General features: G+C 75.3%; 17 protein-coding genes. 3 read left to right on the forward strand and 14 right to left on the reverse strand.

The genetic code is table 11. The features are described from left to right. Positions 1–299: 299 nt before the first annotated feature. Positions 300–1,346: a magnesium and cobalt transport protein CorA gene (locus tag WHI96_RS07470; protein ID WP_345654120.1), complete on the forward strand. Its 1,047-nt coding sequence runs from the start codon at positions 300–302 to the stop codon at positions 1,344–1,346. Here the strand turns inward: WHI96_RS07470 and WHI96_RS07475 are convergent. Both WHI96_RS07475 and WHI96_RS07480 read right to left on the reverse strand, forming a co-directional pair. Continuing rightward, positions 1,324–1,602 (reverse strand): hypothetical protein, encoded by a 279-nt coding sequence (locus WHI96_RS07475; RefSeq protein WP_345654117.1) that lies wholly within the window; start codon positions 1,600–1,602, stop codon positions 1,324–1,326. The genes WHI96_RS07470 and WHI96_RS07475 overlap by 23 nt on opposite strands. Continuing rightward, positions 1,599–1,916, reverse strand: coding sequence for a PadR family transcriptional regulator (locus WHI96_RS07480; RefSeq protein ID WP_345654114.1), 318 nt, complete (start codon positions 1,914–1,916; stop codon positions 1,599–1,601). The genes WHI96_RS07475 and WHI96_RS07480 overlap by 4 nt, the downstream gene beginning before the upstream one ends. A gap of 203 nt (positions 1,917–2,119) precedes the next feature. Here WHI96_RS07480 and lysA point away from each other — a divergent pair, with 203 nt between their 5' ends. Beyond that, a complete protein-coding gene (gene lysA, locus WHI96_RS07485; protein WP_345654111.1) occupies positions 2,120–3,454 on the forward strand; it encodes a diaminopimelate decarboxylase in 1,335 nt (444 codons plus the stop codon). A gap of 3 nt (positions 3,455–3,457) precedes the next feature. Here the strand turns inward: lysA and mutM are convergent, their stop codons facing one another. The 6 genes from mutM to WHI96_RS07515 all read right to left on the reverse strand — a co-directional run bounded on the left by mutM (position 3,458) and on the right by WHI96_RS07515 (position 7,926). Further along, complete coding sequence (gene mutM / locus WHI96_RS07490; protein WP_345654108.1) at positions 3,458–4,342, reverse strand: bifunctional DNA-formamidopyrimidine glycosylase/DNA-(apurinic or apyrimidinic site) lyase; 885 nt, start codon at positions 4,340–4,342, stop codon at positions 3,458–3,460. A gap of 6 nt (positions 4,343–4,348) precedes the next feature. Then, the gene (gene rnc / locus WHI96_RS07495; RefSeq protein WP_345654105.1) at positions 4,349–5,098 is read right to left on the reverse strand and encodes a ribonuclease III; all 750 of its coding nucleotides are present in this window, start codon (positions 5,096–5,098) and stop codon (positions 4,349–4,351) included. Positions 5,099–5,106: 8 nt separating this feature from the next. Further along, positions 5,107–5,289 (reverse strand): 50S ribosomal protein L32, encoded by a 183-nt coding sequence (rpmF, locus tag WHI96_RS07500; RefSeq protein WP_020626225.1) that lies wholly within the window; start codon positions 5,287–5,289, stop codon positions 5,107–5,109. 53 nt (positions 5,290–5,342) lie between these two features. After that, positions 5,343–5,936, reverse strand: a complete 594-nt coding sequence (locus WHI96_RS07505) for a YceD family protein (RefSeq protein ID WP_345654101.1) — start codon at positions 5,934–5,936, stop codon at positions 5,343–5,345. 26 nt (positions 5,937–5,962) lie between these two features. Continuing rightward, positions 5,963–6,982 (reverse strand): MinD/ParA family ATP-binding protein, encoded by a 1,020-nt coding sequence (locus tag WHI96_RS07510; RefSeq protein WP_345654098.1) that lies wholly within the window; start codon positions 6,980–6,982, stop codon positions 5,963–5,965. A 176-nt stretch (positions 6,983–7,158) separates the two neighbouring features. Then, positions 7,159–7,926: an AraC family transcriptional regulator gene (locus tag WHI96_RS07515; protein ID WP_345654095.1), complete on the reverse strand. Its 768-nt coding sequence runs from the start codon at positions 7,924–7,926 to the stop codon at positions 7,159–7,161. 58 nt (positions 7,927–7,984) lie between these two features. On the opposite strand from WHI96_RS07515, the gene WHI96_RS07520 reads away from it, so the two are divergent. Then, entirely contained in the window at positions 7,985–8,482 is a 498-nt protein-coding gene (locus WHI96_RS07520) for a VOC family protein (RefSeq protein WP_345654092.1), read from the forward strand. 118 nt (positions 8,483–8,600) lie between these two features. Here the strand turns inward: WHI96_RS07520 and WHI96_RS07525 are convergent, their stop codons facing one another. The 6 genes from WHI96_RS07525 to WHI96_RS07550 are packed head-to-tail and all read right to left on the reverse strand — an operon-like array spanning position 8,601 to position 12,871. Continuing rightward, positions 8,601–9,353 carry a DivIVA domain-containing protein gene (locus tag WHI96_RS07525; RefSeq protein ID WP_226355720.1) on the reverse strand — a complete coding sequence of 251 codons (753 nt, stop codon included), beginning with the start codon at positions 9,351–9,353 and terminating at the stop codon, positions 8,601–8,603. A gap of 59 nt (positions 9,354–9,412) precedes the next feature. Then, positions 9,413–9,895: a pantetheine-phosphate adenylyltransferase gene (gene coaD, locus WHI96_RS07530; RefSeq protein ID WP_345654088.1), complete on the reverse strand. Its 483-nt coding sequence runs from the start codon at positions 9,893–9,895 to the stop codon at positions 9,413–9,415. Between the two features lie 30 nt (positions 9,896–9,925). Further along, positions 9,926–10,660, reverse strand: a complete 735-nt coding sequence (locus WHI96_RS07535) for a GntR family transcriptional regulator (RefSeq protein WP_255655926.1) — start codon at positions 10,658–10,660, stop codon at positions 9,926–9,928. A gap of 20 nt (positions 10,661–10,680) precedes the next feature. Beyond that, positions 10,681–11,445, reverse strand: a complete 765-nt coding sequence (locus tag WHI96_RS07540) for a glucosamine-6-phosphate deaminase (protein ID WP_345654082.1) — start codon at positions 11,443–11,445, stop codon at positions 10,681–10,683. Further along, positions 11,445–12,605: an N-acetylglucosamine-6-phosphate deacetylase gene (locus WHI96_RS07545; RefSeq protein ID WP_345654184.1), complete on the reverse strand. Its 1,161-nt coding sequence runs from the start codon at positions 12,603–12,605 to the stop codon at positions 11,445–11,447. Before WHI96_RS07545 ends, WHI96_RS07540 begins: the two co-directional genes overlap by 1 nt. Beyond that, positions 12,605–12,871 (reverse strand): HPr family phosphocarrier protein, encoded by a 267-nt coding sequence (locus WHI96_RS07550; RefSeq protein ID WP_062404348.1) that lies wholly within the window; start codon positions 12,869–12,871, stop codon positions 12,605–12,607. Before WHI96_RS07550 ends, WHI96_RS07545 begins: the two co-directional genes overlap by 1 nt. Positions 12,872–12,885 lie beyond the last annotated feature (14 nt).

The raw sequence follows: 12,885 nt of genomic DNA on the forward strand, positions 1-12,885 counted from the left end.
CGGTGGTGGCGATCACGTCCCCGGACGGGCGGTCGGTCTCAGGAAGCCGTCACCACACGCGCGTGACGACGCCGGCACGGCGTCCGGAGCCCGGGCGGTCCTGGGCCGGGGGTGCACGCTCCCGCGCATGCCGCAGCGCCGCCCCGCCCGTCCGGTCCCGCCGCCGCCCCTGCCCGGGGGCGCCGGGTTCGTCCGGCCCGCGCCGTCCGCGCACGACGGTTGCGCGACACAGTGCTGGTTACCCTGACCGCTGACGGCCCGGGCACCCCGCCCGGCCGGTCCGGCCGGGAGGTCTGTGCATGTCCGTGATCGACAACGCTGTCTACGTCGACGGCAAGCGGGCCGCGGCGCCGGAGTCCGTCGACGGCGCGGTCGAGGCACTGGACGGCTGTCGCGCCGACCACGGCGACGGTTCGACGACGTTCTGCTGGATCGGGATGCTGCGCCCCGACGTCGAGGAGATCCACCAGGTCGCGGCGGAGTTCGGGCTGCACGCACTCGCGATCGAGGACACCGTCAACGCCCACCAGCGCCCCAAGCTGGAGCGCTACGGCAACACCGAGTTCGTGGTGCTGCGCCCGGCCCGCTACGTCGACTCCGACGAGGTCGTCGAGATCGGCGAGGTGCACCTGTTCCTCGGCCCGGACTTCGTCATCACCGTCCGGCACGCCGCCGAGCCGCAGCTCGGCGAGGTCCGCGACCGGCTGGAGAGCGACCCGGCCCTCCTCTCGCACGGCCCGATGGCGGTGCTCTACGCCGTGCTGGACCGCGTCGTCGACGACTACTTCCCCGTCCTCGACGGCCTGCAGGACGACATCGACGAGATCGAGGTGCAGGTCTTCCGCGGCGACCCGGCCGTGTCACGGCGCATCTACCAGCTGACCCGGCAGGTCATCGCGTTCCAGCGGGCCGTCGAGCCGCTGCAGGAGATCTTCGTCGAGCTGCGGGCCCGGTTCGCCAAGTCCGGCGACGCCCCGGACCTGGAGCTGCGCCGCGCGATGCGCGACGTGATCGACCACGCCACCCGGGTGCGGGAGCGCGTCGAGGGGTTCCGCGACCTGCTCGGCAACATCCTGACGGTCAACTCCACCCTGGTCGCGCAGCGGCAGAACGAGGAGATGACGCGGCTCACCGAGGCGGGCTTCGCGCAGAACGAGCAGATGAAGCGGGTGTCGTCGTGGGCGGCGATCCTGTTCGCACCGACCCTGATCGCCGGCATCTACGGCATGAACTTCGACGAGATGCCGGAGCTGCACTGGACACTGGGCTACCCGATGGCCATCGGGCTCATGCTGCTGCTCGGGCTGGGGCTGTACCTGGCGTTCAAGCACAACGACTGGCTCTGAGGGCCTCGGCGCGGTCGTCGGCACCGGTGTGCCCGGGCGGGCCGCCGTGGTCTGCGGGATCGTCACGACCAGGGGCGGCGGGGGCACGGTCACGCACTCCCCCGACGACGGGTCGGTCGTGCGCGTCCTCGACGATCTCCTCGACCTCCGCCGGGGGCAGGTCGGACAGCGCCTCCCGCAGCCCGAGCAGGTACTCGGTGCCGACCGGGTCGCCGATCCGGGTCGTGGCGGCGCCGTCGGTGCCGTCGGTGCTCACGTGCCCACCAGGCCTTCCATCGTGGTGGCGAACGCGCGCCACCGGTCGGTCGTCTCCCGCAGCCGGGTCCGGCCCGGCTCGTTGATCGCGTAGTACTTGCGGTGCGGCCCCTCCTCGCTGGGGACGACGTAGGAGGTCAGCAGGCCCGCACCGTAGAGCCGGCGCAGCGTGCCGTAGACCGAGGCGTCCCCCACCTCGCTGAGCCCGGCCGCGCGCAGCGCGCGGACGACCTCGTAGCCGTACCCGTCCTCGCGGTCGAGCACGGCGAGCACCGCGAGGTCGAGCACTCCCTTGAGCAGCTGACTGGTGTCCATCGCACCTCCTTGCGCATCGGAGAGTACTACGCACTGCGCAGTAGTGCGCACACCACTGCACCCTGTGCGTGTCACGGTGCCGCCAGTGATGGCGCCGGCCGCGTCAGGACGGAGTAGCGGGAACGGGCACGGAGGCGCCCGCGGGGTGACAACGGAGGGGCACGGCGCCCGCACCGGGCGCCCGCCACCAAGGAGTCGTCCCGGTGACCCTCGCCGACCTGCTCCCCTCCCTCCGCCCGACCCTGGCCGCCCGCCTCGAGCCGGGCCTGTGGCCGGTCACGACCCGCGCGACCTCCGACGGCGCCCTGCAGATCGGCGGGGTCGACCTCGCCGGGCTCGCCGTCCGCTTCGGCACCCCGCTGCAGGTGCTCGACACCGCCGACGTCCGCGCCCGCTGCCGCGCCTACCGGGCCGCGCTGCCCGACGCCGAGATCGTCTACGCCGGCAAGGCGTTCCTCTGCCGCGGGATGGCCCGCCTGGTCGCCGACGAGGGCTGCTCGGTCGACGCCTGCTCCGGCGGCGAGGTCGCGGTGGCCGCGGCCGCGGGGCTGCCCGGCGACCGGATCGTGCTGCACGGCACCGTCAAGACCGACGAGGACCTGAAGATCGCGTTCGCCGCTGGCGTCGGGCGGATCGTGCTGGACTCCGCGGCCGAGGTCGACCGGATCGCCGTGCTCGCGCCGCACCGGCAGAAGGTGCTGCTGCGGATCAGCCCGGACGTCGACGCCGGCACCCACCCGGGGCTCACGACCGGCACCGCGTCGTCGTGGTTCGGGATGCCGCCCGCCGAGGCGTGCGAGGTCGCCGGACGGGTGCTGGCCCGCCCCGAGCTGGAGCTGGCCGGGCTGCACTGCCACCTCGGCTCGCAGGTGCCGTCGGTGTCGCGCCACGAGCGCGCCGCGGTCCGGATGGTGGGCGTGATCGCGGCGCTGCGCGCGCGGTACGGGATCACCGTCGCCGAGCTGGACCTGGGCGGCGGCCACGCGGTCGGCTACGCCGAGGGCGAGCCCTGCCTGGACCCGGCGACCTTCGGCCGGGCCGTGCGGGGCACCCTGGCCCGGGCCTGCGCGGCGCACGGGATCGACGAGCCGCGGCTCCTGGTCGAGCCGGGGCGCGCGGTCGTCGCCCGGGCCGGGGTGACGCTCTACCGGGTCGGCGCCGTGCAGCGCTGCGGCGACGGCCGCACCACCGTGCTGGTCGACGGCGGCATGAGCGACGACCCGCGCCCCGCCCTCTACGGCGCCCGCTACCCGGTCCGGCTCGTCGGGCGCGCCACCCGGGCGCCGCTGGAGACGGTCCGCGTGGCGGGGCGGCACTGCGAGTCCTCCGACGTGATCGCCGACGGCGTCCGGCTGCCCGCCGACGTCGCGCCCGGGGACCTGCTGGCGGTGCCGCTGTCCGGTGCCTACCACACGTCGATGGCCTCGACCTACAACCAGGTCCCGCGCCCGCCGGTGGTCGCCGTCGCGGCGGGGGCGTCGCTGCCGCTGCTGCGTCGCGACACCCCGGAGGACCTGCTGCGTCGCGACTGCTCGTGAGGCTCAGCCCGTCCGGCGCGGGCGCGGGGCGGGCTGACAGCGGGGGCAGGTGAACGAGGAGCGGTTCATGAACGCGTCCCGGCGGATCGGGGTGCCGCAGCGGCGGCACGCCCGGTCCGCCCGGCCGTAGACGGCGAGGGACCGGTCGAAGTAGCCCGAGGCGCCGTTGACGTTGACGTACAGCGCGTCGAAGGAGGTGCCGCCCTGGGCGAGCGCCTCGTGCATGACGGTCGTCGCGGCGTCGAGGACGGCATGGCCCTGGGCCCGGGTGAGCTTCTCGGTGGGCCGGGTGCCGTGCAGCCGGGCCCGCCAGAGCGCCTCGTCGGCGTAGATGTTGCCGATCCCGGAGACGACGGTCTGGTCGAGCAGCGCCCGCTTGACCTCGGTGCGACGGCGACGCAGCGCCGCGACGGCGTCGTCGGCCGAGAACGCCGGGTCCATCGGGTCGCGCGCGATGTGCGCGACCGGCTCGGGCACCAGGCCGCCGCCCGCGGCAGCGGCGAGCGGGTGCACCGAGAGCCCGCCGAAGGTGCGCTGGTCGACGAAGCGGAGCTCGGGGCCGTCGTCGTCGAACCGGACGCGGACCCGCAGGTGCTTCTCGTCGGGCGCGTCCGGGGGCTCGACGAGCATCTGCCCGGACATGCCCAGGTGCGCGAGCAGCGCGTCCTCGCCGGGGCCCGCGGTGTCCAGCTCCAGCCACAGGTACTTGCCGCGCCGCGCGGCCGCGGACGGCGTGCGCCCGGTCAGCCGGCCGGTGAAGTCGTCCGCGCCGGTCGGGTGCCGGCGTACCGCGCGCGGGTGCAGCACCTCGACGAGGGCGATCCGCCGGTCCAGCACGTGGTCGGCGAGGCCGCGGCGGACGACCTCGACCTCGGGCAGTTCCGGCATCGACGGCTACCGCCCGGAGCCGGCACTCTCGTCGGACAGCGCGTGCCAGGCGATCTCGGCCGCCTTCTGCTCGGCCTCCTTCTTGGTGCGCCCCTCGCCGCTGCCGAGGTCACGACCCCCGACGACGGCCGTCGCGGTGAACACCTTCAGGTGGTCCGGGCCCTCCTCGTCGATCCGGTACTCGGGCACGCCGTGCCCGCCGGCGGCGGTGAGCTCCTGCAGGCTGGTCTTCCAGTCCAGGCCCGCGCCGAGCAGCGGGGCACTGTGCAGCAGGTCCGCGAACAGCCGGTGGATCAGCTCGCGGGACGGCTCGAGGCCGTGCGCGAGGTACACCGCGCCGAGCAGCGCCTCGGTGGCGTCGGCCAGGATGCTGGCCTTCGACCGGCCACCGGTCAGCTCCTCACCGCGACCCAGGTACAGGTACGCGCCGAGGCCGTGCGGCCCGTCGCCGGGCGTCGGCAGCGCCACCGCGACGGTGGCGAGCGCGTGCATGTTGACCACGCTCGCGCGCAGCTTCGCCAGCTGCCCCTCGGGCAGGTCCGGGTGGTCCCGGTAGAGCCGCTCGGTGATCACGATCGACAGCACCGAGTCGCCCAGGAACTCCAGGCGCTCGTTGGTCGGCAGTCCGCCGTGCTCGTAGGCGTAGGACCGGTGGGTCAGCGCCAGCGTGAGCAGCGCCTCGTCCAGGTCCACACCGAGTGCGGACAGCAGAGGTGACCGGTCCGTCACCGGACCGGTCACGCTCTTGTCGCCCACTGCTGCGATCAGGCCGGGCTGGTGACCTGACGGCCGTCGTACTGCCCACAGGTCGGGCAGGCGATGTGCTGCAGCTTCGGCTCACGGCAGGCGCGGTTCGAGCAGGCGACCAGGGTCGGCGCAGTGGCCTTCCACTGCGACCGGCGCGCACGCGTGTTCGACCGCGACATCCGGCGCTTGGGAACGGCCATGATGACACTCCTCGGTACTTCGAACGATCAGGTCTGCCCACCGGGGAGCGGGCTCACTCCGGAGCCGCCGCTCGGTCGGTGGAGGGCAGGCGCTCACGGAGCGCCGCCCAACGAGGATCCAGTGTCTCATGCCCGTGATCCGACGGGAGATCGGCCCACCTCCCGCCGCACTCGACGCACAGACCGGGGCAGTCCTCGCGGCACAGCGGCGCCATCGGCAGGTCGGTGACGATCGCGTCGCGCACGGTCTGGGTGAGGTCGATGCGCTCGTCGACCAGGCGCGGGATCTCGTCGGCGTCGGTGGTCTCCTCGGTGACCGAGTCCGGGTAGGCGAACAGCTCGCCGATCCGGACCTGCACCTCGTCGCCGATCGGGTCGAGGCAGCGCGAGCACTCCCCCGCCAGCCGGGCGTCGGCGGTCCCGGAGACGTAGACGCCCTCGGTGACCGACTCCAGCGACACGTCGAGTGCGACGTCGGAGCCGCCGGGGACGGTGATCACACCGGTCAGGCCGATCTCGGCGTCACCGGAGGGCGCCGGGACCGTGCGGGTGACGGTGCGCTGGGTGCCGGGCCTGCGGGCGAGCTCGCGGGTGCTGAGCACCCAGGGGTTGTCGTCGGGACGGGACTGGTTGCGCGCGCTGTTCATCTCGCCGACCAGCGTACGCGGCCCGCTCAGCCGCGTCGTCGCACGTCGAACGAGTCGGCGACCAGGGCGCCCAGTTCCAGGAACGCGTCCGCCGTGGCCGGGCGGAGCCGGGCCGGGTCGACCCGCCCGCCGGTGGCCAGGTGCGGGTCGTGCGGGACCTCGACGACGCCGCGCACCCGCCGCGCGAAGTGCTCGCGGATGCGGGCGGCGTCGACGTCGGCGCTGCGCCGGTCGCAGGACAGCACGACCACCGCGTCGCCGACGAGGTCGCCGTGGCCGTGCGCGACCAGCCAGTCCAGCGTCTTGCTGGCCCGGCCCGCGCCGTCGACGGTCGGGGCCCCGACGACGACCACCGAGTCGGCGCGCGCGAGGGTGCCCTGCATCGTGGAGTGCACCATCCCGGTGCCGGAGTCGGTGATGATGATGTTGAAGAAGCGGCCCAGCAGGTCGACGACGCGCTCGTACTCGTCGCGGGAGAACGCCTCGCCCGAGGCGGGGTCCTGCTCCGAGGCCAGGACCTGCAGGCGCCCGGCGAGGCTCGTGTAGCGGGACACGTCGGTCCAGGTGCCGACCGAGTCCAGGTCGTCCAGCAGCTCGCGGACGGTGATCCGGGAGTCGCCGGTGAGGCGGTCGGCGAGCGTGCCGGCGTCGGGGTTGGCGTCGAGGACGACCGCCCGGTCCCCGCGGTGCTCGGCCAGCGCCTGTCCGAGGCAGGCCGCGACCGTGGTCTTGCCGACGCCGCCCTTCACCGACATGACCGCCACCCGGTGCGCCCCGGCCAGCGGCGCGCGGACCCGGGTCAGCAGCCCGGAGCGGAGCTCCTCGGCGTCGCTCGGGCCGGGGTTCACCCGGCCGCCGGTGACGTCGTAGAGGGCTCGTCGCCAGCCGGTACGCGGCCGGTCGGGCCGCGCGCGCAGCATGGCGTCCTCACGCAGGTCCGTCGCGGCCGCCCCGTGGTCCGCGCGCGGGGCCTCGGAGCGTGGGAGACCGGGACGCGGGTCCTCGGGGGCCGGGGCCACGGCCGGGGGCTGCGCCGGGTTCGTCACGGGGGGTCCTTCCAGCCGGTGCCCGTAGCGTGCCCACCAGGTCGTCGGGTCGGGTTCGGGCCGGCGTGCCATGCGCGGGAGAGTAGTACGGCGGGTGACCTGGATTCCTGCGTCCGGCGTATCCGACCACAGCGACTGCGCGTGGTGAAGCACCTGTGCCGCAGCAGTACCCGTGATCACCCGGCCGCGCGGGCCGCCTGCCGGGTGGCGCCGGGCGTCTCGCCGAGGACCGCCCGGTAGCGACGGGTGAAGTGGGCCTGGTCGGCGTAGCCGAGATCGGCGGCCAGCCCGGCCAGCGCGGTGTCCGGGTCGGTCCGGAGCACCGCGGCGGCGTGCTGCAGGCGGCGGCACTCGATCAGCCACAGCGGGGTCAGTCCGATGTGGCCGCGGACCAGCCGTTCCAGGGTCCGCGGCGCGACACCGACGAGCTCGGCGAGCTGGTCGGCGCGCAGGACGTCGGCGCGGGACTCGGCCAGCGCGCAGGCCCGGTTGACCAGGCGTCCGGCGTCGGTGACCCGGTCGGCCAGCGGGGCGAGCCAGTCCCGCACCGTCGCGGCCGGGTCGCCGCCCGCCACGGCCGCGGTGAGCTCCGCCACCGGCGCGCCGCGGACCTCCTCGGCGGTCCCGCGCAGCGCTGCGGGTGCGGTGGCCGTGAACAGCGGGGTCGCACCGGGCCGCAGCAGGACGCCGACGACCCAGGACCGTCCGGCCAGCTCCCGGACGTCGACGCCGGTGCGCGGCCCGTGCAGCGTCGCGGTGACCGGGTCGGTGACGACGTTGAACGCCGGGTACTGCAGCACCCGCTGGCGCACCGTGCGCCCCGGCGGGACGTCCCAGCGGGCGGTCCACACCCACCGGACGAGGTCGTCGAGCCCGATGGGCGCCCGGTCGAGCGCGACCTCGGGGGCACCCGGGTTCAGGTGTCCGCGCGACTCGACGGTCATCGGCCCCCCTGTCGGCAATGTTCAATCCGTCCCGTCGCGGGGCGGGGAGGCTCGTCGCATGGAGCTCACGAGCAGCGTCACCGGCGCCCACACCACCGACGGCCGTCCGCACGGGGTCACCTCACTCACCCCGCACCTGGTGGCCTCGCCCGCCCGCGCGGCGATCGCACTCTACTGCGCCGCCTTCGGGGCCCGGGTGCTCTCGGTCACCGAGATGGGCGGGATGGTCGGGCACGCCGAGCTGGAGCTGGCGGACGGCCGGTTCACCGTCTCCGACGCGATGCCCGACTACGGCCTCGTCGCCGCCCCGGCGGGCGACCACCCGGTGTCGTTGTCGCTCGCGGTGTACGTCCCCGACGTCGACGCGGCCGTCGCGACGCTGGCCGGTGCCGGGTCGACGGTGCGCGAGCAGGTCTCGACGTTCGTGTCCGGGGACCGGTTCGGCTCGGTCGTCGACCCGTACGGGGTGCGGTGGGCGGTGATGAGCCGGGTGGAGGACCTGTCACCGGAGGAGAGCGGGCGCCGGGTCGAGGAGTGGGCGGCGCAGCAGGGCTGAGGGGACGGCGGCCCGGTCGGCTCCGGGGCCGGTGGTCGTCGGGGACGGGACCGGGCGAGGTCGCACTGCGGGGGCTCGGTCGGGACCCCGGGTGAGCGCCGCGCCGGCGCTCCACCGGTCAGTCGATCAGGTCCATCCCGGTGCCGGTGCGACCCTGCTCCGGGGGCCGTCCGCCGCCGTAGTTCGGGCCGTACTGGCCGCGCCAGATCTGGCTGCGCCCGCGCCCGACGACGCCGAGCGCGTTGTTCAGGGTGGTCTCCAGCTCGCCCAGGGTGGTGTCGACGTAGTCGTCGCACTCCCGGCGCAGCCGGTCGGCCTCGGCGTGCGCGCCGTCGACGATCCGGCCGGCCTCGGCGTGCGCGGAGCGGACGACCTCGGTCTGGGACACCAGCCGGGTCTGCTCGTTCTGCCCGTCGGCGATGAGCCGGTCGTGCGCGGCCCGGCCGGCGTGGCTCATCCGCTCGGCCTCGTCCCGGGCCCGGTCGGTGACCTCGGCGTACTGGCGGCGGCCCTCGGCGACCGCGCGCTCCGCCTCGTGGCGGGCCTCGGCCAGGGTGCGCCCGGCCTCCTCCTGCGCCTCGGCGACGAGGCGCTCGGCCTCGGTGCGCGCGTTCTGCAGCGTCTCCTCGGCCTCGGAGTTCGCCGCGGTCCGGGTCTCCTCCGCCTCGCGCTCGGCCTCGGACACGACGTCGTCGCGCCGGTCGAGCACGTCCTGGGCGTCGTCCATCTCGCCCGGGATCGCCTCGCGGACGTCGTCGAGGAGCTCCAGCACGTCGCCGCGCGGGACCACGCAGTTCGACGTCATCGGGACGCTGCGCGCCTCCTCGACGATCGTCACCAGCGCGTCCAGCGACTCGAAGACCCGGTACACGCGACGGATCCTCTCACCGTCACGGGCGCGGACCCGTTATTGGGCGCCGCTCCCGCGTGTCAGGCGAGCCGGTCCAGCAGCCGGGTGTGCACGCTCGGCGGGAGGAACGCGGTGACGTCGCCGCCGCCGCGGGCGACCTCCTTGACCAGCGAGCTCGACACGTAGACCTGACCGGGCGCACCGGGCAGGAACAGCGTCTCGACCCCGGTCAGGTGCCGGTTCATGTGCGCCATCGGGAGTTCGTAGTCGTAGTCCGTCGCCCCGCGCAGGCCCTTGACCATCGCCTGCGCGCCGCGCTCGCGGCAGTAGTCGACGACGAGGCCCTGGAACGACTCGACCCGCACTCCCGGCAGGTCCACGGTGATCTCGGTGAGCATCGCGACGCGCTCGTCGACGGAGAACAGGCCCTCCTTGCGGGGGTTCACCAGGATCGCGACGAACACCTCGTCGAACAGCGCCGCGGTGCGGGCGATGACGTCGAGGTGACCGACCGTCGGCGGGTCGTAGGAACCGGGGCAGACGGCGCGGCGGACCTCGGGCATGGCCGGAACCTATCAGCCGGTGATCACCGGTCAGGCCCAGCTGCGGTCCAGCGACATGTGCAGCTCGTAGCGGTCACCGCGGTAGCGCGACACGGTGTACTCGACCGGCCGGTCGCCGGAGCTGGAGGTCCGGTCGAACACCAGGATCGGGTGCCCGGCGGGGATCCCGAGCAGGACAGCCGAGGCCTCGTCGGCCTGCTGGGCGGCGACGGTCTGCTCGGCGCGGTCGATGGGGAGCCGGTAGTGCTCCTGCAGGATCCCGTAGACCGAGCCGCTGAGGTCGTGGACGTCGAGGTCGGGGACCTGTTCGGCGTCGTACCAGGCGTCGTCGATCGACATCGGCACCCCGTCGGCGACGCGCAGCCGCCGCAGGTGCCAGCACCGGCCGTCGGGCCCCTGGCCGAGCGCGCGGACGGCCTCCGGCGGTCCGGTGGTGAGCGCGACCTCGAGGACGACCGTGGTCGGGGTCAGCCCGAGCCGGCGCATGTCGTCGTGGAAGGACGCGAGGTGCAGCCGGGAGCGCGCGGTGCGGGCCGCGACGTAGGTGCCCTTGCCGCGGACCCGGGTCAGCAGCCCGTCGCGCTCCAGCTCGCCGACGGCGGCCCGCACCGTCACCCGGCTCACGCCGTGGTCCAGGCACAGCCTGCGCTCGCTGGGGAAGGCGTCGCCCGGCGCGAAGTCCCGCGCGATCGTCTCCGCGAGCAGGGTGCGGAGCTGCTCGTGCTTGGGGACGACCCCGTCGCCGATCCGGACCTCGCCGTTCATGGTGCCGTCCACCGTAGCCACTACCGCCCCCGTCCCGGTGCGCCGACCTGCCCGGCCCGCTCCCCGGCGGCCGCCCGGTCGAGCACGAGCGTGCAGTGCGGGTGGCCGCGCAGCACGGTCGCGGGCACGTCGGTCGTGACCGGCCCGGACACCGTCGCCGTCACGGCCGCCCGCTTGCCCTCCCCGGTCGCGACGAGCACGATCCGCCGGGCCTGCATGATCGTGGCCGGCCCCTGGGTGAGCACCCGGTGCGGCACGTCCGCGGGACGGTCGAAGAAGCGGGCGTTGTCGGCGCGGGTCCGCCCGGTCAGCGTCGCGACCCGGGTGCGCGAGCCGAACGCGGAGCCGGGCTCGTTGAACCCGATGTGCCCGTTGCCGCCGATGCCGAGGATCTGCAGGTCCACCGGACCGGACGCGGCGAGCAGCCGTTCGTAGTCCGCCGCGGCCGCGGCCGGGTCCGCGCGGGTGCCGTCCGGAGCGTGCACCGCGGCCGGGTCGATGTCGAGGTGGTCGGTGAGCTCACGACGGATGACCTCGCGGTAGGACTGCGGGTGCCCCGCGGGCAGGCCCAGGTACTCGTCGAGCAGGAAGGCGCGGGCCCCGGCGAAGGACAGGCCCTCGTCGCGGTGACGGCGGACCAGCTCGGCGTAGGCGGGCAGCGGGGAGCTGCCGGTGGCGAGCCCGAGGGTCGCCGGCCGGCCGGTGTCGCGGGCCAGGACCTCGGCGACGGCGTCGGCGACCGCCCGCCCGCAGGCCCGCGGGTCGTCGAGGACCACGACCTCCATCACGCACCCCCAACGGCGACGGGCACCCCGGCGCGCAGCACCTGCTGCGGCCGCAGGGCGGCGTCGGTGACGAGCACGTCGGCGCGGTGGCCCGGGGCCAGCGACCCGACCTCGCCGTCGAGCCCGAGGAGCCGGGCCGGGGTGCGGGTCGCGGCGAGCACCGCGTCCTGCAGCCGGACCCCCGCGTCGCGCACCGTGGCGCGGACGACGTCGACCAGGCACGCGGTGCCGCCCGCGATGGGCCCGTCCGGGATCCGGGCGACGCCGTCGTCGACCCGGACCTGCATCGTGCCCAGGTGGTAGCGGCCGTCGGGCATCCCGGCCGCGGCCATCGCGTCGGTGACCAGCGCGACCCGGTCCGGCCCGACCAGGTCGAACACCGCGGCGACGGTGTCGGGCGACAGGTGCACCCCGTCCGCGACGAGCTCCACGACGAGCTCCCCCCGGGCGGCCGCGGCCAGGCACGCCGCGACCGGCCCGGGCGCCCGGTGGTGCATCGGGGGCATCGCGTTGAACAGGTGGGTGGCGCTCATCGGCCCGCCGCCCGCCCGTGCGATCCCGGTCGCGGTGGTGCGGGCGTCGGCGTCGGTGTGGCCGATGCTCGGCAGCACCCCGTGGGTGGCGAGCACCGCGAGCAGGTCCGCCGCGTGCGCGGTCTCCGGCGCGTAGGTCACCGACGCGACGGCGCCCTCGGCCTTGGTCAGCAGCTCGTCGAGCAGCGCGGGGTCGCCCGGGAGGATCGCGCGCGGGTCGTGCGCACCGCACCGCGCGGCGGCCAGGAACGGGCCCTCCAGGTGGATCCCGGCCAGGTCCCCGGCGACGACGAGCGGGCGCAGCGTCGCGATCCGCTCCGCCAGCACGGTCGGCGGGGCGGAGACCAGCGAGGCGACCGTCGTCGTCGTGCCGTGGGCGCGGTGGTGGGCGACGGCGGCCGCCGCCCCCGCCGCCGTCGCGTCCGGGAAGCCGTGCCCGGCGCCGCCGTGGTCGTGCACGTCGACCAGCCCGGGCAGCAGCAGCGACGACGACGCGGGCGGGAGCGGACCGTCGTACGCCGCGGCCGGGAGGACCGCGACGATCCGGTCCCCCGCGACCGCGACGACCGAGTCCGGGAGCAGCCGGCCGTCGGTGACGACGGTGCCGCGCAGCACGCGGTCACGCATCACGCGTCGTGGTCCGTCTCGAGCAGCGTCACGAGGCCGTCCAGCGCGGCCGGGGCGCCGTCGCCGTCGGCCCGGAGCACGACCTCGTCGCCGAAGACGACGCCGAGGGTCATGAGCCCGAGGACGCTGCGCGCGTCGACCGGGTCCTTCCCGTCGGTCGCGACGGTGACGGGCAGCCCGGTGGCGGCGGCGGCGCGGGCGAACAGCGCGGCCGGGCGGGCGTGCAGCCCCACCCGGGACGCGACGACGGCGGTGCGGGTGTGCACGGTGGTCTCCTGCT

Origin of the sequence: Pseudonocardia tropica, from assembly GCF_040105315.1 — a bacterium.
Classification (GTDB): Bacteria; Actinomycetota; Actinomycetes; order Mycobacteriales; family Pseudonocardiaceae; genus Pseudonocardia; species Pseudonocardia alni.

What these genes read in the sequence shown, in the direction of transcription:
- WHI96_RS07540 (WP_345654082.1), bottom strand. Translation starts at nt 11,445, where the DNA reads ATGGAGGTCGTGGTCCTCGACGACCCGCGGGCCTGCGGGCGGGCGGTC.
- WHI96_RS07545 (WP_345654184.1), bottom strand. Translation starts at nt 12,605, where the DNA reads ATGCGTGACCGCGTGCTGCGCGGCACCGTCGTCACCGACGGCCGGCTG.
- WHI96_RS07515 (WP_345654095.1), bottom strand. Translation starts at nt 7,926, where the DNA reads ATGACCGTCGAGTCGCGCGGACACCTGAACCCGGGTGCCCCCGAGGTC.
- coaD (WP_345654088.1), bottom strand. Translation starts at nt 9,895, where the DNA reads ATGCCCGAGGTCCGCCGCGCCGTCTGCCCCGGTTCCTACGACCCGCCG.
- WHI96_RS07505 (WP_345654101.1), bottom strand. Translation starts at nt 5,936, where the DNA reads ATGAACAGCGCGCGCAACCAGTCCCGTCCCGACGACAACCCCTGGGTG.
- rpmF (WP_020626225.1), bottom strand. Translation starts at nt 5,289, where the DNA reads ATGGCCGTTCCCAAGCGCCGGATGTCGCGGTCGAACACGCGTGCGCGC.
- WHI96_RS07535 (WP_255655926.1), bottom strand. Translation starts at nt 10,660, where the DNA reads ATGAACGGCGAGGTCCGGATCGGCGACGGGGTCGTCCCCAAGCACGAG.
- WHI96_RS07470 (WP_345654120.1), top strand. Translation starts at nt 300, where the DNA reads ATGTCCGTGATCGACAACGCTGTCTACGTCGACGGCAAGCGGGCCGCG.
- mutM (WP_345654108.1), bottom strand. Translation starts at nt 4,342, where the DNA reads ATGCCGGAACTGCCCGAGGTCGAGGTCGTCCGCCGCGGCCTCGCCGAC.
- WHI96_RS07480 (WP_345654114.1), bottom strand. Translation starts at nt 1,916, where the DNA reads ATGGACACCAGTCAGCTGCTCAAGGGAGTGCTCGACCTCGCGGTGCTC.
- WHI96_RS07520 (WP_345654092.1), top strand. Translation starts at nt 7,985, where the DNA reads ATGGAGCTCACGAGCAGCGTCACCGGCGCCCACACCACCGACGGCCGT.